15 protein-coding genes and 2 pseudogenes are annotated in these 19807 nt (G+C 71.0%); 12 read left to right on the top strand and 5 right to left on the bottom strand.

Annotated elements, in window-relative coordinates; translation table 11 throughout:
* Positions 1 to 16: 16 nt before the first annotated feature.
* The 3 genes from MMR14E_RS21705 to MMR14E_RS21695 form a co-directional block, all read right to left on the bottom strand.
* Positions 17 to 3184, bottom strand: coding sequence for an efflux RND transporter permease subunit (locus MMR14E_RS21705; RefSeq protein WP_331317149.1), 3168 nt, complete (start codon positions 3182 to 3184; stop codon positions 17 to 19).
* Positions 3177 to 4286 (bottom strand): efflux RND transporter periplasmic adaptor subunit, encoded by a 1110-nt coding sequence (locus tag MMR14E_RS21700; protein WP_331317147.1) that lies wholly within the window; start codon positions 4284 to 4286, stop codon positions 3177 to 3179. The genes MMR14E_RS21705 and MMR14E_RS21700 overlap by 8 nt, the downstream gene beginning before the upstream one ends.
* Before the next feature lie 191 nt (positions 4287 to 4477).
* Positions 4478 to 4876: an exopolysaccharide production protein YjbE gene (locus MMR14E_RS21695; protein WP_331317146.1), complete on the bottom strand. Its 399-nt coding sequence runs from the start codon at positions 4874 to 4876 to the stop codon at positions 4478 to 4480.
* A 418-nt stretch (positions 4877 to 5294) separates the two neighbouring features.
* Between MMR14E_RS21695 and MMR14E_RS21690 the strand changes: the two genes are divergently transcribed.
* From MMR14E_RS21690 to MMR14E_RS21675, 4 genes are all read left to right on the top strand, one after another.
* Entirely contained in the window at positions 5295 to 6632 is a 1338-nt protein-coding gene (locus MMR14E_RS21690; RefSeq protein ID WP_331317144.1) for an O-antigen ligase family protein, read from the top strand.
* A 119-nt stretch (positions 6633 to 6751) separates the two neighbouring features.
* On the top strand, positions 6752 to 7504 hold the full coding sequence (locus MMR14E_RS21685) for a glycosyltransferase family 25 protein (RefSeq protein WP_331317142.1): 753 nt from the start codon (positions 6752 to 6754) through the stop codon (positions 7502 to 7504).
* Positions 7505 to 7799: 295 nt separating this feature from the next.
* Complete coding sequence (locus MMR14E_RS21680; RefSeq protein WP_331317141.1) at positions 7800 to 9479, top strand: hypothetical protein; 1680 nt, start codon at positions 7800 to 7802, stop codon at positions 9477 to 9479.
* The gene (locus tag MMR14E_RS21675; protein ID WP_331317140.1) at positions 9476 to 9889 is read left to right on the top strand and encodes a DCC1-like thiol-disulfide oxidoreductase family protein; all 414 of its coding nucleotides are present in this window, start codon (positions 9476 to 9478) and stop codon (positions 9887 to 9889) included. Before MMR14E_RS21680 ends, MMR14E_RS21675 begins: the two co-directional genes overlap by 4 nt.
* A 35-nt stretch (positions 9890 to 9924) precedes the next feature.
* Here MMR14E_RS21675 and MMR14E_RS21670 read toward each other — a convergent pair whose 3' ends face one another.
* Positions 9925 to 10851 (bottom strand): glycosyltransferase family 2 protein, encoded by a 927-nt coding sequence (locus MMR14E_RS21670; protein WP_331317138.1) that lies wholly within the window; start codon positions 10849 to 10851, stop codon positions 9925 to 9927.
* A gap of 806 nt (positions 10852 to 11657) precedes the next feature.
* On the opposite strand from MMR14E_RS21670, the gene MMR14E_RS21665 reads away from it, so the two are divergent.
* The 7 genes from MMR14E_RS21665 to MMR14E_RS21635 all read left to right on the top strand — a co-directional run bounded on the left by MMR14E_RS21665 (position 11658) and on the right by MMR14E_RS21635 (position 19043).
* Entirely contained in the window at positions 11658 to 13166 is a 1509-nt protein-coding gene (locus tag MMR14E_RS21665; RefSeq protein WP_331317137.1) for an oligosaccharide flippase family protein, read from the top strand.
* Between the two features lie 159 nt (positions 13167 to 13325).
* Positions 13326 to 14219 (top strand): LysR family transcriptional regulator, encoded by an 894-nt coding sequence (locus MMR14E_RS21660; protein WP_331317135.1) that lies wholly within the window; start codon positions 13326 to 13328, stop codon positions 14217 to 14219.
* Between the two features lie 165 nt (positions 14220 to 14384).
* Positions 14385 to 15200, top strand: a complete 816-nt coding sequence (locus tag MMR14E_RS21655) for a putative hydro-lyase (RefSeq protein ID WP_331317133.1) — start codon at positions 14385 to 14387, stop codon at positions 15198 to 15200.
* Positions 15201 to 15243: 43 nt separating this feature from the next.
* Complete coding sequence (locus MMR14E_RS21650; RefSeq protein WP_331317132.1) at positions 15244 to 16515, top strand: MFS transporter; 1272 nt, start codon at positions 15244 to 15246, stop codon at positions 16513 to 16515.
* A 28-nt stretch (positions 16516 to 16543) separates the two neighbouring features.
* Positions 16544 to 17305: a 5-oxoprolinase subunit PxpA gene (locus MMR14E_RS21645; protein ID WP_331317131.1), complete on the top strand. Its 762-nt coding sequence runs from the start codon at positions 16544 to 16546 to the stop codon at positions 17303 to 17305.
* On the top strand, positions 17302 to 18036 hold the full coding sequence (locus MMR14E_RS21640) for an allophanate hydrolase subunit 1 (RefSeq protein WP_331317129.1): 735 nt from the start codon (positions 17302 to 17304) through the stop codon (positions 18034 to 18036). The genes MMR14E_RS21645 and MMR14E_RS21640 overlap by 4 nt, the downstream gene beginning before the upstream one ends.
* Entirely contained in the window at positions 18036 to 19043 is a 1008-nt protein-coding gene (locus tag MMR14E_RS21635; protein ID WP_331317127.1) for a biotin-dependent carboxyltransferase family protein, read from the top strand. Before MMR14E_RS21640 ends, MMR14E_RS21635 begins: the two co-directional genes overlap by 1 nt.
* Here the strand turns inward: MMR14E_RS21635 and MMR14E_RS29350 are convergent.
* Positions 18997 to 19212: pseudogene (locus MMR14E_RS29350) on the bottom strand (ABC transporter substrate-binding protein); the annotation flags it as partial. The gene MMR14E_RS21635 and the pseudogene MMR14E_RS29350 overlap by 47 nt on opposite strands.
* A 4-nt stretch (positions 19213 to 19216) precedes the next feature.
* On the opposite strand from MMR14E_RS29350, the pseudogene MMR14E_RS21630 reads away from it, so the two are divergent.
* Positions 19217 to 19777, top strand: a pseudogene (locus tag MMR14E_RS21630) (urea amidolyase); the annotation flags it as partial.
* Between the last annotated feature and the right edge of the window lie 30 nt (positions 19778 to 19807).

Raw genomic sequence — 19807 nt, 5'->3', positions numbered from 1 at the left:
CCGGCGATCCGCGCCCTCAGGACCCGATCGCGGTCAGCTCCAGATCCGCGGAATCCGCGCGCCGGAACCGGGCATAGCGCAGCGCCATCACCGGCAGGACCAGCAGGTTCAGCACCGTCGAGGTGACGAGGCCGCCGAGGATCACGAGGGCCATCGGGCCCTCGATCTCGCGGCCGGGCTCACCGGCGCCGAGGGCCAGCGGCAGCAGGCCGAGGCCGGTGACCAGGGAGGTCATCAGGATCGGCACCATCCGGTCCGCCGCACCCTCTGCCGCCGTGGCGGCGTCCCAGGGGCGCCCGTCCCGTGTGACCATCTGCTCGTAATGGGCGATCATCATCACGCTGTTGCGCAGCGAGATGCCCGACAGGGTCACGAAGCCGACGATCGAGCCGAGCGACAGCACCCCGCCGGTGAGCGCCGCCGCCGCCACGCCGCCCACGAAGGCGAAGGGCAGGTTGACGAGGACCAGGAGCAGGTTCGCCGCGGAACCGGTGACGATCGCCAGGAGCACCACGATGCCGAAGCCGGCCATCCCGGCATGGACCAGAAGGTCGCGTCGGGCGGCCGCCTGCGCCTCGGCGGCGCCCGCGAAGGTCACGTAGACCCCTTCCGGCAGCCGCACCTCGCGGGCGATCTTGCGCTTGGCCGCCGCGACGAAGCCCGCCACGTCGCGGTCGGCGACGTTGGCGGTCACCGCCTGCACCCGCTGCGCGCCGAGATGCTGGACCTGGTAGCGCCCCGCGCTCTCGTAGACGTCGGCGACCTGCGACAGCCGGACGTAGCGCCCGCCGGGAGTCCGCAGGGGCAGGTCGCCCAACGCGCTGAGGCGGTCCCGCACGCGGGCGTCGAGGATCACCAGCACGTTGAACACGGCGTTGCCGCGATAGGTCTGACCGACCGTGTCGCCCTGGTAGGCGGTGCGCACGGCCTCCAGCACCTCCACGGGGTCGAGCCCCCAGTGCCGCAGGTCCACCGGGCGCAGCGCCACCGTGACCTGCGGCAGCCCGGCCGGCGAGGCCTGCTGCACGTCCCGGGCGCCCTTCACCTCCGAGAGTTCCTGCGACACCGAGCGGGCGGCCGCCTCGATCCGGTCGAGGTCGCTGCCGACCACGTTGACCACGACCGGGGCGGTGAAGCCCGAGACCGTCTCCTCGATGCGCTCGGTGAGGAAGGTCTTGAGCGAGAAGGCGGCCCCCGGGAAGCCGGCGGTCAGCTGCCGGATGGCGACCTCGACCCGGCGCTGGGCGGCGCCGTCGAGCCCGGGCTCCAGATCGATGTGGATCTCGCTGTAATGCGGCCCGGCGGTGTCCTCGGCGGCCTCGGCCCGCCCGATCTGCGCCGCCACGGCGCGCACGCCCGGGATCTCCTTCAGGTCGCCGGTGATCAGCGTCCCGAGCCGCTCCGATTCCTGCAGCGAGGTGCCGGGGATGGCGACCATGTGCAGGATCATGTGCCCCTCCTTGAGGTCGGGGAGGAACACCGCGCCGAGGGTCGGCAGGATGGCGGCCCCCGCGAGGCAGACCAGGAGGGCGCCCGCCATGGCGATCCGCGGGAACCGCCCGATCCCGGCGAGCAGCCGCAGGTAGGCGGCGCGACTCCAGCGCACGACGGGCGGGTCGGGCGGCGCCGTGCCCGGGTCGCGCGCCGTCCGGCCGCCGAGGAGCAGGAGCGCCAGGGCCGGCGTGACCGTGAGCGCCACCAGGAGAGAGGCGACGACGGCCGCGATGTAGGCGAGCGCCAGCGGACCGAACAGGCGGCCGGCGACGCCGGTCAGCGCCAGGACCGGCAGGAACATCAGGATCACCGCGAGGGTCGCGTAGGCGACCGAGGTCCGCACCTCAAGCATCGCGGCCAGCACCGCGCGGGGCACGCCGCGCCGTCCGCCCCGCCACTCCCGCAGGCGGCGCGCGACGTTCTCGACACCGATCACCGCGTCGTCGACCACCTCGCCGATGGCCAGGGCCAGCCCGCCGAGGGTCATCGTGTTGAGGCTCTCGCCCCAGGCCTGGAGGGCGAGGGCGGCGGCGATCAGCGACAGCGGGATCGCCGTCGCGCTGATCAGCGCCGCCCGCCAGTCCGCCAGGAAGATCAGGAGCACGATCACCACCAGCACGCCGCCGAGCGCCAGCGCCTGGATCACGTTGCCGGTGGCGACGTCGACGAAGTTCGCCGGCCGGAACAGGTCGGTCCGCAGGCTCACGCCGTCGCGCTTTAGGACCGGGCGCAACTCGTCGAGGGCCGCCTCAAGGCGGGCGGTCACGGCGCGGGTGTCGACGCCCACCTGCGCGCCGACCATCAGCAGCACGCCGGGCCTGCCGTCCACGAGGGCCGCGCTGATCGCCGGCTCGGGCGCGGCCGTGACGGTCGCCACGTCCGAGAGGACCACGCTCGCCCCGCCGTCGTTGTGGAGCACGATCTGCCCGAGCGCCTCCGGGGTGAGCGACTGCCCCTCGGTCCGGAGCAGGACGCGCTGGTTCGGCGTGTCGACGAAGCCCGCGCCGCGCACGCCGGTCCCCTTCCGAGCGGCCGCCAGGACGTCGTTGAGGCCGATCTGGAACCGGATCAGGTCGTCGGGGCGGACTTGGACCTGCAGGGCGCGCACGCCGCCGCCGTAGATCGAGACCTGGGCGATGCCGGGCACGCCCTGGAGCCGCCGGCGCACGGTCCATTCCGCGACTTGGCGCAGGTCCATGGCGTCGCGGGTTTCGGAGGTGAGCCCGACGAGGAGCACGGTCAGGGTCGACGAGGTCAGCGGGGTCATGGCGGGCGCGGCCACGCCGTCCGGCATGCGACCGGCCAGCGCGGCCAGCCGCTCGTTGACCCGCTGGCGGATCCGGTCGACGTCGCTGCCGGCCCGGAACGCGGCGGTGATCACCGACAGGCCCTGGATCGAGGTGGAGCGCAAAGTCTCCAGGCCCGGCAGGCCGCCGACCGCCACCTCCACGGGCTGCGTGACCAGCACCTCGACCTGCTCCGAATCGAGGCCGGGCGCCTCGGTCTGGATCGTGACGGTCGGGGGCGCGAATTCCGGGAAGACATCGTAGCGGGCGCCCGCGAGGGCGTAGAGGCCGAAGACGAGGACCGCGCAGGCCAGCGCCAGGACCACCCGGGGCAACCGGACGGCGAAGCCGACGAGGGCAGCCTGCGGACCGCCGCGGCCGGCGGCAGCGAGGGGCTCAGTCATCGTCGTCGCCGACGACGCGGATGCGGCTCTTCATCTCCTCCGAGAGCAGGGCCTGCGCGCCCCGGAGCACGATCTCGCTGCGGTCCGGCAGATCCTCGACCACGAAGGCGTCGGCCGACATCGGCGCGTCCGGCCGGACCGGGTGGCGCACGTAGGCGCCGTCGCCGGCCCCGCGATACACCCAGGTGCCGCCCTCGCCGTGGACGACGGCGTCCTCCGGCACGAGGACGCCCTTCACCGCCCGCGGCGCCGGCAGGAAGGCCATCGTGCTGGTTCCGGGCAGGAGATTGCTGTCGCCGGAGACGAGATAGAAGAAGCTCTGCCCCTGGATCCGCGGATCGGTCCGCGTCGCCGGCGAGACCAGCCGCAGGGCGACGCGCTCGCTCTGCGGCGGCACCTCGGCGAAGGCGGCCTGCGGCGCCTCCGGCAGCGTCTCCCCCGGCGGCAAGGTAACCTGCATGAGGAAGTCGGTCCGCTCGATCAGACGCGTCACCAGCGGCGACCGCTCGATGATCGCTCGGCCGAGCACCGGTCCCCATTCCTGACGCGCCGTCGCCGCGAGGGTGCGCACCTGCGACTCCGCCACCGTGACCGACGCCTGATCGGTCAGGAGCGTGCCCTCGGCGGTCTCGATCTGCGCCACCGCCACCACGCCGGCGCCGAGCGCCCGCGCGCGGCGGGCGGCGCTGGCCGACACCTCGACCCGGGCGCGGGCCGTCTGGAGCGCCGCCACGGCGCCCGCGTAGCTGTTGGTCAGCTCGGTGATGCGGGCGAGATCGAGGACACTGCCGTAGGCGGTCAGTTCCTCACGGTGAAGGGTGGCCGGCCTCGCCTCGACGACGAGGCCGATCCGCGCGCGCTCGGCCGGCGTCAGTCGGACGAGAGTCCGGCCGTCCTCGATGGCGGTGCGCGGTGCGGGAAGCGGTGCGGCGGCCGACGACGCGTCCCGCCGTTCGGGTATCAGCGCCGCCACGCGCGCCCGCATCTCCGCGACGACCGGCCCGGCATCGGCCCGCAGTCGCTCGCCCGTCGGGGTGACAGCGAGACCGGCCGCGGACAGCAGGATCCCTCCGATGAGCAGCAGCGCCCGGCGACCACCCACGTCGCGATCCTCCCCCTCTCCGTGATTGCCGAATCTACCCGTTTTCGATGCCAGATACACCCGAAAACGGCCACCTCAAACCGTCACGCTCGGCAACGGTTGGGGTTCGATCCTGCGTGGGGCGAGAATGCGAAAGCCCGCCTCGACAGTGCGAGGCGGGCTTCCCACGTGCTGGGCCGAGGGGATTCAGATCAGCAATCGTTGCCGGAGACCGGGGCGGTCTGCCGATCGGCGGCCGCCTTGTTCATGGCGCCGACCGTGCCGGGCGAAGCCGGCTGATTGCCGCCGGCCAAGTTCGCAGCGGCCGGATCAGTCGCGTTCGACTTGGCGCCGGCATTGGTCTGCGCCTGACGATCCGCCGTCTGCGTCGCGCCGGCGTTGTTCATGGCACCGACCGTGCCGGGCGAGGCGGGCTGATTGCCGCCCGCGAGGTTCTTGCTCGACTTGTCGACGTCGGAGCTCTGGGGATTCGAAGCCTGCTGATCGGGGGTCTTCGGCTTCGTGGTTCCGGTGTTGCACGGCGCCGCGAGGGCGGGACCGGCAACGAGGGCCAGAAGCGCAACCGCGCCGGACAGACGAGAGACCTTCATCAAACGCTCCTCCAGGATTTATCGAACTCCCAAGTGCCTAATCGTCCCATGAGTTCCGACGGATTTCCCTAGTTCTTCGACATGACACGCATCGATCCCGCAGTTTCGGAGCTTTGATCGGGATCGGATCGTATGAAAACAGACAAAATTCGCAGGGCGCTGCGGGACCGACGCCGCGGTGGGGAGGTCCGGGTGCGGCATCTTATCCCGCCACGCCGGTCATGCCCGAGCAGGCCGCGACGCCGCCCGAGAGGCCCGTCCTTCGCGAGCCGCCGCTACCTCGTTTGGTCGAGTTCTGAGTCCGGAATGCCCGGGCTAGCGTCGAGTCGCGAGGGGGCGTGTCCGCTGCAGCCTCGAGCGGTGTCCGTCCGGGGAGCGGACGGGACACGGCCTCACCCCGGGCGTCCGAGATCGAGCGATGGCGTTTCCACGAGACTTGGCGAGCCTTGGACCGGGCCCAGCGAGCGGCCTCGCCTGGTCGCCGCTCGGGCCGTACGGGTCGGAGCAGCGCTGGGCCGGCGCCGGCGGATCGGGCGAGAGCGCTGACGCCATGCCGCGGCTCGGCTTGGCCGCCGCCGCGTGGATCGTCCTGTTCCTCTTCGCCCCGGTGGTCGGCGAGCAGATCAAGCTGCCGGGCATCGACAAGGCGATCTGGATCTGCAGCGACATGATCGCCTTCGCGTTCCTGGTCCTGCGCCGCGACCTCGCCGCCACGCTGTTCGGCAGCCGCCTGCTGCTGCTCAGCTGGCCGATCCTCGCGATCGCGTCCGCCCTCTGGTCCCTGACGCCCGGCCTCTCGGCCTATCACGGGCTGCAACTGCTCGCGACGATCGTGGCCGGCATCACCCTCCGGACGACGATGGGTCTGTCCCGCCTCGTCAGGATCGTCTTCCTCGGTCTCCTGCTGGGGCAGGTCCTGTCGGCCATTCTCACGGTGGCGGCGCCCGGCCTGACGCGCGGGACGGACGGCAACTGGGCCGGGATCTACTCGCACAAGAACGTCCTCGGCTCCCTCGCGAGCCTCCAGATCCTCTGCGCGGCGTGCCTGTTCCTGCAGGGCTGGAACCGTCTCCTGACCGCGTTCGGGTTCTGCCTGGCCCTGGTGCTCCTCGTGGCGACGCACTCGGCCACGGCTCTGGTCGCGGCCGCCGTCGGGCTGATGCCGCTCGCCGCGATCTTCGCGTGGCGCCAGGGGAAGCACGTGACGGGATTCTGCCTCGGCATCGCCATCGCCCTGGCGGGCGTCGCGATCCTCGTCGTCGCCGCGCGGGGTGCCGATATCTCGGCGAGTGTCCTGTCGGATCTCGGCAAGGACACCACGCTGACCGGCCGCACCATCCTCTGGCAGTTCGGGCTCGACCAGTTCTGGCGGGAGCCGCTCATCGGCATCGGCTACAAGGCCTACTGGGAGAGCCCGCTCACCACGGCCGCCTACCTGCACTTCGTCACCAAGCAGAAGCTCTGGTTCTTCCACAACAACTTCATCGACACGGCCGTCGCGTTCGGGATCGTCGGGCTGGTCCTGTTCACGGCCGCGCTGCTCGACACCACGCGCCGGGTGATCGCTCATTTCGCGCGCTCCTCCGGCTACGTCGAGGCTTGGCCGATCCTGTTCATGAGCCAGCTCTTCGTCCTGGTCTGTTTCGAGTGCCCGCTCTTCGTCAATCACGGCCTTCACCAGCTCCTCCTGGCCGCGATCCTTCCGGTGGTTCGGTCGCCGCCCCCCGACGGGAGCGACCCGATCGCCCGCGACTGACCCCACGAGCCTGAGCGGCGGCCAGTCTCCAACAGGAAGGCGGTCGGCCGGCGTCGGACGTCTGGACCGGGGCGGATCGTGACCGGCCGGCCCGACAGGCCCTATCAGAGGTGACTACGATGTACTGCTTCGGGATCTCCCTGCGCCGGTTCCGCGAACGGCACGCCTATCTGTCCCAGCACCTCGCCGCGGTCTGGGGGCCGCAATGCGAGATCACGGGCTTCGAGGGCCCGGTCCCGGATCCGAACGCCCCGTCTCAACCCGACCTGACGGCCGGCCAGATCGGGTGCGCCATGTCCCATATGAGCGCCTACGAGCGCATGATCGCGCTCGACCTGCCTCACGCGCTCATCGTCGAGGACGACGTCGTCCTGCCACCGCAGATCCATCAGATCGTGGCCGACATCGAGGCAACTCTGCGGCCCGGCGACGTCGTTCAGCTGTTCAACTGGACCGAGGCGGCCGGGCCGTTCAGCTCGGTCGACGCAGTGACCATCGGCGGGTACCGGCTGTGCCTGCCCATGGACATGGGCAGCCTCGGAACGACGGCGGCCTACGTCATCACCCGGTCGGCGGCCGAGGGAATCCTGCGCGCGAACCGACCGGTCGCGGTGACGTCGGACAATTGGAGCTACTTCTTCGAGCGCGGCGCGGTAAGGCGCGGTCGCGCGCTCGTGCCGAATGCCGTGTCCCGCAAGCCCTTCGAGTCGACCATCTTCACGTCCCGCTCCAGGGTCGCGGCCTTCCTGAAGGGGAGCGCCCTTCTCAAGCCGCTGTTCGACGCGCGGCGACGCGTCCTGGAGGAGCGGATCGCCGCCAAGATGCTTCTCGTGGACGAGACCTCGCCCCTGGCAGCGCAGGCGCCGCGCTGACCCGTCCGGCCGCGGCGCGGTGGGACGGATCCGGGTGCGCGCCGGCGGGGATAGACGAAAGGCGTAGGGGCGATCGCCCTCTTTGCAGCCTCTCACGGCTCCGTGAAGCGCCAAGCTCCGCGGTGAGGCAGGAGCCCGCAGCGGCAGGACACGTCCGCGGCAGGCTCTCCTCGAGACGCCCGCATGACGGTGGGATCTGTTCGGCCGCAGGCCGCTCCGTCGTCGCGGGCCCTGGAGGAAGAGAGGTCGTCGCTTCGCGCAGCGGCGGTCGCACCAGCGCGGCGGAAGACAGACGATGAGCAGCTCGTTCCCGATCACCGGCCCCGACAAGTCCATCGAGTCGGCGTTGCGACGCCTCGTCCGCCCGGCGGCGGACCGGGCGCGCTTCTACCTGATCCTCCTCGCGCAGATCGGCGGCCTGCTGGTCCTCCTGAAGATCTCGCACGGCGTCACGGCGATCAACGACTACTACGGCGTGGTGCTGCCCGTGGCGCTGGCCCTCGCGATGACGCGGGTGCGCTCCGCCGCCGCCGACCTCGCGTCGGTCCGGCTGCTGCAGATGATCGGCGTGATCGCGGGCGGCTACGCGCTGATCCACTACCCGCTCTTCCCCGTCATTCTGCCCGGGGCGAAGGCGACCGTCGCCGTCACGGCCATCGCGGTGCTGTGGGTCGCGGCCGTGGCCGGCGGCGTGCTCTGCCTGCGCTGGCCATCGCTCGCCCTGATCAGCGCCACCTACCTGGTCTGGAGCAAGCAGGCGGTCATCCGGGTGACCGGTCTCTGGCACGGCCACATCATCGACGTGCTGCCGCTCGCGGAGGTGAGCTTCTGCCTCGTCGCGGGCCTGCTGGTGGCCCACGTGACCGCGCGGATCCGCGACTGGCCCGGCCTGGGCACCGCGGCGCGGGCGGACGTCGCGGCGGCCAGCACGATGTTCGCGAAGGTGCTGATCGCGGCAGCGATCAGCATCCATCTTGGAAACTACTACTCCTCGTTCCTCGCCAAGGTCACGCTCGACGACGGCCCGTTCTCCTGGCTGCTCAACAACGATCCTGGCAAGATCTTCGTCGTCGGCCTCGACAACAACCACGTGTTCTACGCGGGCTGGCCCATGCTCGTGGCGGCGATGCGGACGATCCTGAGCCATTCGAGCGCGCTGACCAACACCCTCATCCTGCTGGGTCAGGGCATCGCTCTCGTGGGGATCCTCATGCCGCGCCGCGGGCTGCTGCTCCTGCTGCTCGGCTTCGACATGATGCACCTGTCGATCATCGTGCTGATGGGCGCCAATTTCGCCCCCTGGATCATGCTGAACCTCGCCATCGCGGCCGTCGTCGTCAGCCGGCACTACGAGCGCCCGCCGGTCTCGATCGGGATCCTGTCGGTGCTGTTCATCCTGACCGGCAACACCTTCATGACCCAGGCCTGGCTCGGCTGGTACGACACCTTGGCCAACAACAAGATGTATTTCGAGGCGATCGACCGGAATGGTCAGCGACACTACGTGCCGACCAACTTCTTCACCTTCTACTCCTACCCGTTCGCCCACATGGCCTACGGCGCGCCCGATGCGGCGCATGCCTTCGCCCTCGACAACCCGAACGGCGGCACGCAAGTCTTTCGAAAGGTCACGGCCTCGACGACTTGCGACGTCCCGGTCCTGACCGCCTCGGACAGCATGGGCCAGGAATACTCGAAGTCGGAGATTAACGGGCCGGCGATCGACGCCTACGTCCGGGGGTACCACCGCCTCGCGCGCACGATCCGCGATAGGACGGGTCTGTTCCCCTACGCGCTCTACCCGCACCACTTCTTCGTGCCGCTCCAGTACGCCGCGGGCTTCGACACGCTCGCCATGGCCGACATCGTCGCCTACGTGTACCGGCGCGAATCCGTCTGCTTCAGCGTACAGGACGGCGTCACCGTCCGCCGCGTGGTGTCCGAAGCCGAGCACAGGATCGACCTGACCCCATGACCAGCCCCTCGACCGAGGCCGCCTTGACGGTGGTCTACGACGGCGAATGCCCGTTCTGCTCCAACTACGTACACCTGATGGCGCTGCGCCGGTCGGTGGGCGTCGTCACCCTGGTGGATGCCCGGAGCGGCGGTCCGCTGGTCGACGAGATCGCCCGGCGCGGGTACGACCTGAACGAGGGCATGGTCGTCCGCCACGGGCCAGACCTGTATTACGGCCCGGACGCCCTCGTCCTGCTGTCACGCCTCAGCGATGACCGGGGCGTGGCCAGCCGGCTCCTCGCGCGGCTGCTGCGCAGCCCCGGCCGCGCGCGGCTTCTCTACCCGGCAATGAAGCTTGGGCGGCGTGTCACGCTCCTGATGCTCGGTCGGAGCCTCCTGGCGCAGCCCGGCGGCGCGCCGACCCGCTGAGCGGGCCGGATTCCGACCTTCGCCGGGGCGGGGGCCTACGCCCGAACGGGCGCGCGCGTGAGCATCGTCCGTGCGCTGTGCCAGGCGAAGGCCAGGACGCCGCTCAGGTTGGCGCTCACGATGGCGCGCCAGGTCAGGCCGAGACTCGCGTCGAAGCACGGCCCCCCGACCAGCTCGCGGGCGGCGTTGCGGGCTGACCAGTAGAGGTGCTTGATCAGCCACGGGCTCCGGCCGATGTGCTTGGCGTAGAGCGCGCCGTTGCCGAACTGATAGTTCCAGTGCAGCCGGTCGATCGTGCGCGGATCCCGGCGCCCGTGGAAATGCTTGACGCTCATGTCGGGCACGTACTCGACCGCCACGCCGGCCGCCCAGCCGCGGTAGATGAAATCCGTGTCCTCGGCCGCGCGGAACGTCGCCCCGGGGCCGAACGCCGCGTCGAAGCCGCCGATCCGCTCGATGACGGCGCGGCTGCAGGTCATGTTGCAACCGTGGACGAAGCCTCCGGGATGGACCGGGTGCGTCAGGCGGCTGGCTCGGACCTCGGTCTTCGTGGTGAAGTCGATATCCTGCGAAGACCCCAGCTCGACACGGCCACCGCGGATGACGCTTTCCGTATCGCCGGCATAATGGGCGGTCAGATCCCGCAGATAATGATCCGACACGACGCAGTCGTCGTCGATGAACGCGATGATATCGCCGGACGAGCGCGCGATCGCGGCGTTCCGTGATCCCGCGACACCCGGGCGCGACTGTGCGAGGAGCAGGACATCGAATCGATCGGTCGAGACCGCGGCGGCCCAACGCGTCAACGCCGTATCCGTGCCGTCGCGCGACCCGTTATCGACGACGATGATCTCGGCCTGGGCTTCGGGCGCGGCCTCGATCGCGCGGACGACCGAGGCGAGCGTTTCCAGCAGGGACGCCACACGGTTCCGGGTACATACGATGAAGCTGATCTTCATTTGGCATTAATCCATCGATACTGCCAGAAATACGGCCTTCTAAAGCAAGCTGAAGACAAGATATAGTAATGTTATCGCAATTCCTCGATCCGTGCGCGGTAGGCAGGCCTACGCCTTTTGGATGGGGAACCAAATGTCTGGCAGATGTCGCGCCGCAAAAATCGACGGGGGCGAGGCATCTGATCCGCCGCCCCGAACATCGGGAAGGCTATAGAAGCAGATCAGATCCGCGCCCACATCGGGCCATGATCGGTCGCATTCGATTTATCACGGGGGCATAAAGGAGAACACACGGCAGATACTTTTTCCCGTAACCCTGGAAAACCGAGACATCGGCGCGCCCAACGGCCCTCGAGATCGCAACAGAGCACGCCGACCCGTCAGTTTCGCAGCATTCGCGGCCGTCATCGGCCATCATGTGACATCGGATCGGCCGAGATCCGCACCGATCGCGAGTTTCATGGCCATGAAATCATACGACAACGCACCAGAGCTTTAAACTTGAGCCCAGCGAGCGTTCGATAGTTTATGAATATATCGGATGCTGTTTTTTATTGGCGGAGCGATCCGATAATAGCCACCGGGACGACGGAGGAGCGCTTCTGCCCCGGCAGAATGTCGAGGGTTTTCGGCGCCTCTGCGGTGCTTGGACTTCGCGGCGGGCCGATCTGCCCTCGGCCATCGGGCGTGGGCCCGGTCCTCCGATTGGCCAGCTGACGCGGCTGCCGCGGCACCGCTAAGCCGTTCCGATCGATCGCGCGCTGTCCGCAGCCGGCGCCGCTCCCCTGTTGCGTCCGAAGGATCCCATGGCAGACCTCCGAGAGGAGCCGGAAGCGACGGCGCCGCCCGCGTTCTCGAAGCGCCGGAGCCTGGCCTGGATGGGATTCTGCCAGGGCGGGCTGTTCCTGGCACAGTTCGGCACCTCGCTGGCCCTGGCGCGCCTGCTCACGCCCCACGAGACCGGCATCTTCAGCCTCGCCGCCGCCATCGCGGGGCTGCTGTCCACGCTGCGCTCCTGCGGCCTGTCGAGCTACATCGTCCGGGCGGAGCGGGTGGACGCGGCCCTGCTGGCGAGCGTCTTCACCGTGAACCTGATCCTGTCGGGCGCGGCGGCGATCCTGATCCTGGCCTTCAGCGTGTTCGGCAGCGTCCTCCTCGGTGAGCCGGAGGTCCAGCGCGCCCTGGCCATCCTGGCCGTCGTGCCGCTGGTCGGCGCGCTGGAGTTCCGCCCGGCGGCCATGATCGAGCGGCACGGCAACTTCCGCGGCGTGGCCCTGGTCAACATGCTCCGCGGTCTCGTCGCCAGCGGCGCGATGCTGGCGCTGGCGCTCCTCGGCTTCAGCTACATGAGCCAGGCCTACGGGCAGGCGGCGGGCGCCGTCGCGGCGGCGCTGGCGGCGAACGGCCTCGGGCTGCGCTACGTGTCGCTGCGCATGGGCCTCGCCGGCTGGCGCGAGATCCTGACCTACGGCGGCCGGCTCTTCGCCATCGCGGGGGTCGCGGGGATCGCCGGCCGGATGGGCGACCTCGTCCTCGGGCGGATGCTCGGGCTCAGCGCCCTCGGCCTGTATTCCCGCGCGGCGAGCCTCAACACCCTGATGTGGGACCACCTGCACGTGGTGATCACCCGCATCACCTTCGTGGACCTCGCGAACCAGCAACGGAACGGTCAGTCCCTGCGCGCCTGCTACCTCCACACGCTGCGGATGATCACCGTGCTGCTCTGGCCGGCCTTCGCGGGCGCGGCCGTCCTGGCCGGGCCGATCGTCCGCGTCCTGCTCGGGCCGGGTTGGGAGGGCGCGGCGCTGCCCTTCTGCCTGCTGTCCCTGGCGGCGGTCGTCCTGACCTCGCTCAGCATGACCTGGGAGGTGTTCCTGATCCGGGATCAGACCGCCCTGCAGGCGCGGTTCGAGTTCCTGCGCCACGGCGCCGGCCTCGTGATGTTCAGCATCGGCTGCCTGTTCGGCCTCGGCGGCGCGGGCGCGGCCCGGATCGGAGAGGCGTTCCTGGCCGTCGGCCTCTATCGGCCGCATCTCGAGCGGATGACCGACACGTTCCGGCGCGACTACGCCCCCATCTACCTTCACGCCGCCACCCTGACGGCGATCGCCGTCGCGCCCGCCATCGTGGCGATGTCGGCCTGGGGCTGGTCGGCCGAGACACCGCTCCCGAGCCTCGCGGCCGCGATCGCCGCGGGCATCGCCGGCTGGGCCTGCGGCCTCTGGTACCTCGACCATCCCCTCGTCGCGGAAGCGCGCCTGCTGCTCGCGCACATGCGCCCGGCCCGCCCGGCCACGACCGTGTCGGATCTCTAGAGCCGTTCCCTGTCATCCCGAGACGGGGGCGATCGCCGGGCGCGTGTGCGCGAGACGCGGGTTCCCTCTCCCGTACTGAGCGGGCAGCCGCACGCTTGCGCTTCCGCGCGCCGGAGCGCGATATGACCGGGCACGGCGGCGAGGCGGGACGATCGCGGGATGGCGGATTTCCGCAGCTTGGAGGTGTTCTACTGGGTCGCGAAACTCTCGAGCTTTCGCCGCGCCAGCGAGAAGGTGAACACTACGCAGCCGGCGGTCTCCCAGCGCATCGCGGCCCTCGAGCACGAGTACGGGACCCTGTTCGAGCGCCGCAGCCGCGACGTGGCGCTGACCGAGCGGGGACGCCTGCTCCTCGGTTTCGCGGAGCGGTTCCTGGCGCTCCAGACCGAGATGAGCGCGGCCCTGCACGAGACCGGCCGGACGCGGGGTACCCTGCGGCTCGGCGTGTCCGAGACCATCGTCCACCTGTGGCTGTCGCGCTTCATCGAGCGCATGCGCGCCACCCATCCCGGCATCGGCGTCGACATCACGGTGGACATCTCGCCGAACATGCAGGCCGCCCTCGTGGCCGACGAGATCGACCTCGCCCTCCTCGTCGGCCCGATCACACTGCCGAGCTTCGCCAACCGGCCCCTGTTCAGCACCCCCGTCGCCTGGATCGCCGCACCGGGCCTGCTGCCGGGCGACGAGCCCCTGAGCCTCGGCGCGCTGCTGCATCACCCGCTCATCACCTACCCGCGCAACACCAGCCCCTACGTCGAGCTGCGCGACCTCGTCCTGCAGGAGAACCTCCTGCCGAGCCAGATCCACACCAGCGCCTCCCTGGCCACCATCGTGAAGATGGGCGTCGAGGGCCTGGGGATCTGCGTGATCCCGCCGGCCGTGGTCGAGGCCGAGCTCCGTACCGGCACCCTGCGCGTCCTGCGGGCCGAGCCGCAGCTCTCGGACCTGACCTTCACGGCGATGCACACGAAGCGGCCGGCCCACCACTTCGTGGCGGACGCGGCCCGTCTGGCCCAGGACGTCGCCGAGACCTGGGCCACCGGCCGATAAGTCCGGTTTATCGCGCCCCATTCGCAATCACGATTGGCGTGACCCGCGGCGCGATGGGATCGTTGCCGCAGGAAATGAATCGCTGAAGCGATCGGGATCTCGCGGAATCCGGGCGGCCGACGCGGCCGTTCCGGCGCGCGACGACCAGCCAGGGAGATCAGAGCGGTGAGCCAGCACGCGGGCGCCGACGGCGCGCCACCTGTCTTCGTCGACGCGGCGGACGCGCGGCGCGCGATCCGCGCGGGTCGGTTCCGGGGCCACACCTCGGGCCTCGTCCCCGCCCACGCGCAGGGCAACCTGATGATCCTGCCGCGGGCGATGGCGGAGGATTTCCACCGCTTCTGCCAGCAGAACCCGAAGCCCTGCCCGATCCTCGGCGTCTCGCGGCCCGGCGACCGCGCCTTGCCGACGCTCGGGACCGATCTCGACCTCGCCACCGACGTCCCCGGCTACCGCGTGTACGAGGGCGGCGAACTCGTGGCGGAGCTGCCCGACCTGGGTAGCGTGTGGCGGGACGACCTCGTCACCTTCGTCCTCGGCTGCTCCTTCTCGTTCGAGGCCGGCCTGATCGAGGCGGGCATCCCGCTCCGGCACGTCGCCCTCGGCCGCAACGTCGCGATGTACCGGACCTCGATCGCCACGCGACCGTCGGGCGCGTTCCACGGCCCCCTGGTGGTATCCATGCGGCCGATGAAGGCGGCGGACGCCATCAAGGCCGTGCAGGTGACGGCCCGGATGCCGGCGGTCCACGGGGCGCCGATCCATCTCGGCGACCCGGGCCTGATCGGCATCCGCGACCTCGCGCGGCCGGATTTCGGCGACCCCGTCCCGATCGAGCCCGACGAGATCCCGGTCTTCTGGGCCTGCGGAGTCACCCCGCAGGCGGTGGCGATGGCGGCGCGGCTGCCGCTCTGCATCACCCACGCGCCCGGTCACATGCTGATCACCGACCTCCTCAACCGCGACCTGCCGTTCCTGTGACCCTCCCGGCCGCGTGACGGCCCGTCCGAAAAGGAGTTGCGCCATGTGGGTGAAAGACACGAGTCCGGCGGAGCGCCGGGTCCTGGGCGCGGCCTTCGCGGGCTACGGCGTCGATGCGTTCGACTACATGGTCTACACCTTCCTGATCCCGACCCTGGTCGTGGTCTGGGGCCTGACCAAGGTCGAGGCCGGTAACATCGCGACCGCCGCGCTGGTGACCTCGGCGATCGGCGGCTGGGCGGCCGGGATCCTGGCCGACCGCTACGGCCGGGTCGTCGTCCTGCAGGGTACCGTCGCGTGGTTCACCCTGTTCACGGTGCTCAGCGGCTTCACCCACTCCTACGAGCAGCTGCTCGTGACCCGCGCGCTGCAGGGCTTCGGCTTCGGCGGCGAGTGGTCGGTGGGCTCGGTGCTGATCGCCGAGACGATCCAGGCCCGCTACCGGGGCAAGGCGGTGGGGCTCGTCCAGTCGAGCTGGGCGGTCGGCTGGGCCTGCGCGGCGATCGCCTTCTGGGCCGTGTTCGCCCTGGCGGAGCCCGCCGTGGCGTGGCGGATCCTGTTCTGGCTCGGCGCCCTCCCCTCGGTGCTGATCTTCTGGATCCGCCGCAACATCGAGGATCCCGAGGTGTACCGGCAGACCCGCGCCGCCATGCGGGACGTCGGCGACACCGGCAGCTTCCTCGACATCTTCTCCCGGCCGCTGATCGGCCGGACCGTGCTGGCGAGCCTCCTCGCGACCGGTATGCAGGGCGGCTACTACGCGGTGACCACGTGGCTCCCGACCTACCTGAAGACCGAGCGCAACCTCTCGGTCCTGAACACCAGCGGCTACCTGCTGATGCTTATCTTCGGGTCGTTCGTCGGGTACCTGACCAGCGCCTGGCTCTCCGACCGCATCGGGCGCCGCCTGGGCTTCGTCCTGTTCGGCTTCTGCGCCGGGATCCTCGTCCTGGCCTACACGCTGATCCCGATCACCGACCCGGTGATGCTGGTCCTCGGCTTCCCGCTGGGCTTCTTCCTCTCCGGCGTCTTCTCCGGGATGGGCGCCTTCCTGAGCGAGCTGTTCCCGAGCCGGATCCGCGGCTCCGCGCAGGGGTTCTGCTACAATTTCGGCCGCGCCACGGGCGCGATCTGCCCCGCCGTGGTGGGCCATCTCAGCGGCTCGCTGACACTCGGCGTCGCCATCGGCGTCGTGGCGGCGGGCGCCTATTGCCTCGTGATCGTCGCGGCGCTTCTCTTGCCGGAGACGGCGGGCCGCGCGCTCGATTCTTGCACCGCGGATCCGGCCGAGCCGGAACCCGTTACGGCCCTGTGAGACCCGATCGGCACGCGGAGCGGCGGCGATGACCAGCGTGGACCTCAATTCCGACCTCGGCGAGGGCTACGGCGCCTACGCCTGCGGCGACGACGCGGCGATCCTCGGGATCGTCACCTCGGCCAACGTCGCCTGCGGCCTCCACGCCGGCGACCCCGAGATCATGGCCCGGACCTTCGCGCTGGCGAAGGCGCGCGGCGTCGCCGTCGGCGCCCATCCGGGCTTCCCGGACCTCTGGGGCTTCGGGCGGCGGCGGATGCCCTACAGCCCCGCCGAGATCGAGCGGCTCGTCGCCTACCAGATCGGCGCCGCGCAGGCGCTCGCGGCCTATGCCGGCCACCGCATCACCTACGTGAAGGCGCACGGCGCCCTGGCCAACGTCGCCGCCGAGGAGCGGCCGGTGGCCGACGCGATCGCCCGCGCGGTCCGCGCGGTGGACCGGGAGCTCGCGCTGCTCGCCATCGCGCTGACCGCCCAGGTGCCGGCAGGCGAGGCCTGCGGCCTCGACGTCCACCAGGAGATCTTCGCCGATCGCGGCTACACGCCGACCGGCCTGCTGATCCCCCGCAGCCAGCCCGGCGCGATGATCACCGATGCCGGCGAGGCGGCCGACCGCGTCCTGCGCATGGTCGAGGCGGGCGCGATCCTCACGGCTGACGGCCGGACGCTGCCGACGCCGATCCGCTCGATCTGCGTCCACGGCGATTCCGACCACGCCGTCGCCACGGCGCGGGCGGTGCGGACCCGGCTGGAGAGCGCGGGCGTGACGCTGGCGCCGTTCCGGCCGTGAGCGCGGTGCTGGACGAGCCCCGGCTCCTCGACGCCGGCGAGGCGGCCCTCGTGGTCGAGTTCGGCAGCACCGTCGACCCAGCGATCAGCGACCGGGTTCTGGCCCTCGACGACGCCCTCGGGGCGGACCCGCCGGAGGGGCTGCGGGAGCGCGTGCCGACCTACCGCTCCCTGATGCTGCACTACGACCCGCTGGTGCTCGATCGCGGGACGCTGGCCGAGCGGGTCCGCACGCTGGTGGCGGGCGCGACCGCGCGCGCGGGCCGGCCGACGCTCTGGACCCTGCCCTGCTGCTACGACGCGCCCCACGGGGAGGACGTCGCGCAGGTCGCCGAGCGGAGCGGCCTGAGCCCGGAGACCGTGGTGTCGACCCACGCGGCCACGACCTTCCGGGTCTACATGTACGGCTTCGCGCCGGGCTTCGCGTATCTCGGCGGCCTTCCGAAGCCCCTGGCGGTGCCCCGGCGGGCGAGCCCGCGACCGCCGCACCCGCGCAACGCGATCATGATCGGCGGCGGCCTCGCCGCGGTGGCGACCGTGCCGATGCCGACCGGCTGGTACGTGATCGGCGCGACGCCGTCCCGCCTCTACGCGCCGGAGCGCGACCCGAGCTTCTTCGTCGGCGCCGGCGACCTGATCCGCTTCGAGCCCGTCGACGCCACGACCTTCGACGCCCTCACGGCCCGCGAGGCGGCGGGCGAGCCGGTGGCCCGCCGCGGGGAGGCGCGCTGATGCCCGCCCTCGTCATCGACTCCGCCGGACCGGGCGTCACCCTGCAGGACGGGGGCCGGCACGGCTACCTGCGCTACGGCATCACCGCCGCGGGCCCGATGGATCCGCTGATGCACGCCGCCGCCAACCGCGCGGCGTCGAACGCCCTCGACGCCACCGCCGTCGAGATCTCCACCGGCGGCGTCACCGTCTCGGCACAGGACGGCGCCGTCGAGATCGCCCTGCTGGCGCCGGGCTTCCGCGTGGCGCTGGACGGCGTGCCGCTTCCCGACACGGTCGCGCTCACCCTCGAGCCCGGCCAGACCCTCGTCGTCCGCGCCGGTGACGCGGGCGCCTGGGGCTACCTCGCGGTCGCCGGGCGGCTCGACGTGGCGCCGGTCCTCGGCTCGGCGGCGACCCACACCCGCTCGGGGCTCGGCGGCCTCGACGGGCGCGGTCTCGCCGCGGGCGACCGTCTCCCCGTCGCCGAGGGCCGGACATCGGACGGAGCGCCGCAGCGGCTCGTCGCGCCCTGGCTCATCCGCGACGGCCGGGAGATCCGGGTCGTGCTGGGCCCGCAGGACGACTACTTCGCCCCCGACCAGATCGAGGCATTCCTGGCCGGTCCCTGGACGGTCTCACCCCGGGGCGACCGGATGGCGTGTTTCGTCGACGGCACGCCGCTGAAACACGCCAAGGGCCACGATATCGTCTCCGACGGCGTCGCCATGGGGGCGATCCAGGTCTCCAGCATGACGTTCTGGTTCTTCCCGATCCCGCGGCTGATCTTCATGTTCGCGCCGCTCCTGCACATCTTCTTCGATCTGAAGATCTTCGTCGNCCCCGACGTCGAGGCGCGGGTCGCGCGGGCGGCGTTGCTGGTGGGGGGCGGCGGCGACGGCGTCGTCGCCCTGGCCGCCGCGCAGGGGAAGCGCTTCGTCTGCTTGCCGGAGGATCGGCCCTACGGCGAGCAGACCGAGAAGGCTCCTTCTTGGCGCGCCGCTGCACCACCGAGCCCCAGTCCATGACCTGGTAGTCGACGTTGAAGCCGGTGCGGGTGAGCATGTCGGCCGCCACGTCGGCGAGCGCCTTCAGGCTCGGGAAGTCCGAGGCGCCCATCAGCACCACCTTCTCGCCCTTGTAGCCGGCCGCCGCCAGCGCCGCCTTGGCGCCCGCGTAGTCGCGCTTGCTCGTCAGGGGTCTCCCCGTCGCCGAGGGCCGGACATCGGACGGAGCGCCGCAGCGGCTCGTCGCGCCCTGGCTCATCCGCGACGGCCGGGAGATCCGGGTCGTGCTGGGCCCGCAGGACGACTACTTCGCCCCCGACCAGATCGAGGCATTCCTGGCCGGTCCCTGGACGGTCTCACCCCGGGGCGACCGGATGGCGTGTTTCGTCGACGGCACGCCGCTGAAACACGCCAAGGGCCACGATATCGTCTCCGACGGCGTCGCCATGGGGGCGATCCAGGTCCCCGGCAACGGCCTGCCGATCATCCTGATGGCCGACCGGCAATCCACCGGCGGCTACCCGAAGATCGCCACGGTCATCGGGCCGGATCTCGGGCGGCTGGCACAGGTCCGGGGCGGGGCGAGCCTGTCGTTCCGGCGCGTCTCGGTAGCGGAGGCGGTCGCGGCGCGCCGCGCCGAGCGCGATCTCCTGCGCGAGGCGGTCCCCCGCGAGCCGGTCATCCGCACGGATTTCGCGTCGGACTTCCTGCTCGGCCTCAACCTCGTCGGCGGCGTCACAGATGGCCGCGCCTGAGCGCTTGGCGGCCGCGCGCGAGCGTCTAGA

Origin of the sequence: Methylobacterium mesophilicum, assembly GCF_036441335.1 — a bacterium.
Classification (GTDB): domain Bacteria; phylum Pseudomonadota; class Alphaproteobacteria; order Rhizobiales; family Beijerinckiaceae; genus Methylobacterium; species Methylobacterium mesophilicum_B.
Note: the sequence above shows the minus strand (reverse complement) of the source record. Positions and strands in the feature narration are given on the sequence as shown.

Bases quoted from the DNA above. Each gene is read 5' to 3' on its own strand.
- MMR14E_RS21705 (WP_331317149.1), bottom strand. From the start codon at position 3,184: ATGACTGAGCCCCTCGCTGCCGCCGGCCGCGGCGGTCCGCAGGCTGCC.
- MMR14E_RS21695 (WP_331317146.1), bottom strand. From the start codon at position 4,876: ATGAAGGTCTCTCGTCTGTCCGGCGCGGTTGCGCTTCTGGCCCTCGTT.
- MMR14E_RS21690 (WP_331317144.1), top strand. From the start codon at position 5,295: ATGGCGTTTCCACGAGACTTGGCGAGCCTTGGACCGGGCCCAGCGAGC.
- MMR14E_RS21685 (WP_331317142.1), top strand. From the start codon at position 6,752: ATGTACTGCTTCGGGATCTCCCTGCGCCGGTTCCGCGAACGGCACGCC.
- MMR14E_RS21680 (WP_331317141.1), top strand. From the start codon at position 7,800: ATGAGCAGCTCGTTCCCGATCACCGGCCCCGACAAGTCCATCGAGTCG.
- MMR14E_RS21675 (WP_331317140.1), top strand. From the start codon at position 9,476: ATGACCAGCCCCTCGACCGAGGCCGCCTTGACGGTGGTCTACGACGGC.
- MMR14E_RS21670 (WP_331317138.1), bottom strand. From the start codon at position 10,851: ATGAAGATCAGCTTCATCGTATGTACCCGGAACCGTGTGGCGTCCCTG.
- MMR14E_RS21665 (WP_331317137.1), top strand. From the start codon at position 11,658: ATGGCAGACCTCCGAGAGGAGCCGGAAGCGACGGCGCCGCCCGCGTTC.
- MMR14E_RS21660 (WP_331317135.1), top strand. From the start codon at position 13,326: ATGGCGGATTTCCGCAGCTTGGAGGTGTTCTACTGGGTCGCGAAACTC.
- MMR14E_RS21650 (WP_331317132.1), top strand. From the start codon at position 15,244: ATGTGGGTGAAAGACACGAGTCCGGCGGAGCGCCGGGTCCTGGGCGCG.
- MMR14E_RS21645 (WP_331317131.1), top strand. From the start codon at position 16,544: ATGACCAGCGTGGACCTCAATTCCGACCTCGGCGAGGGCTACGGCGCC.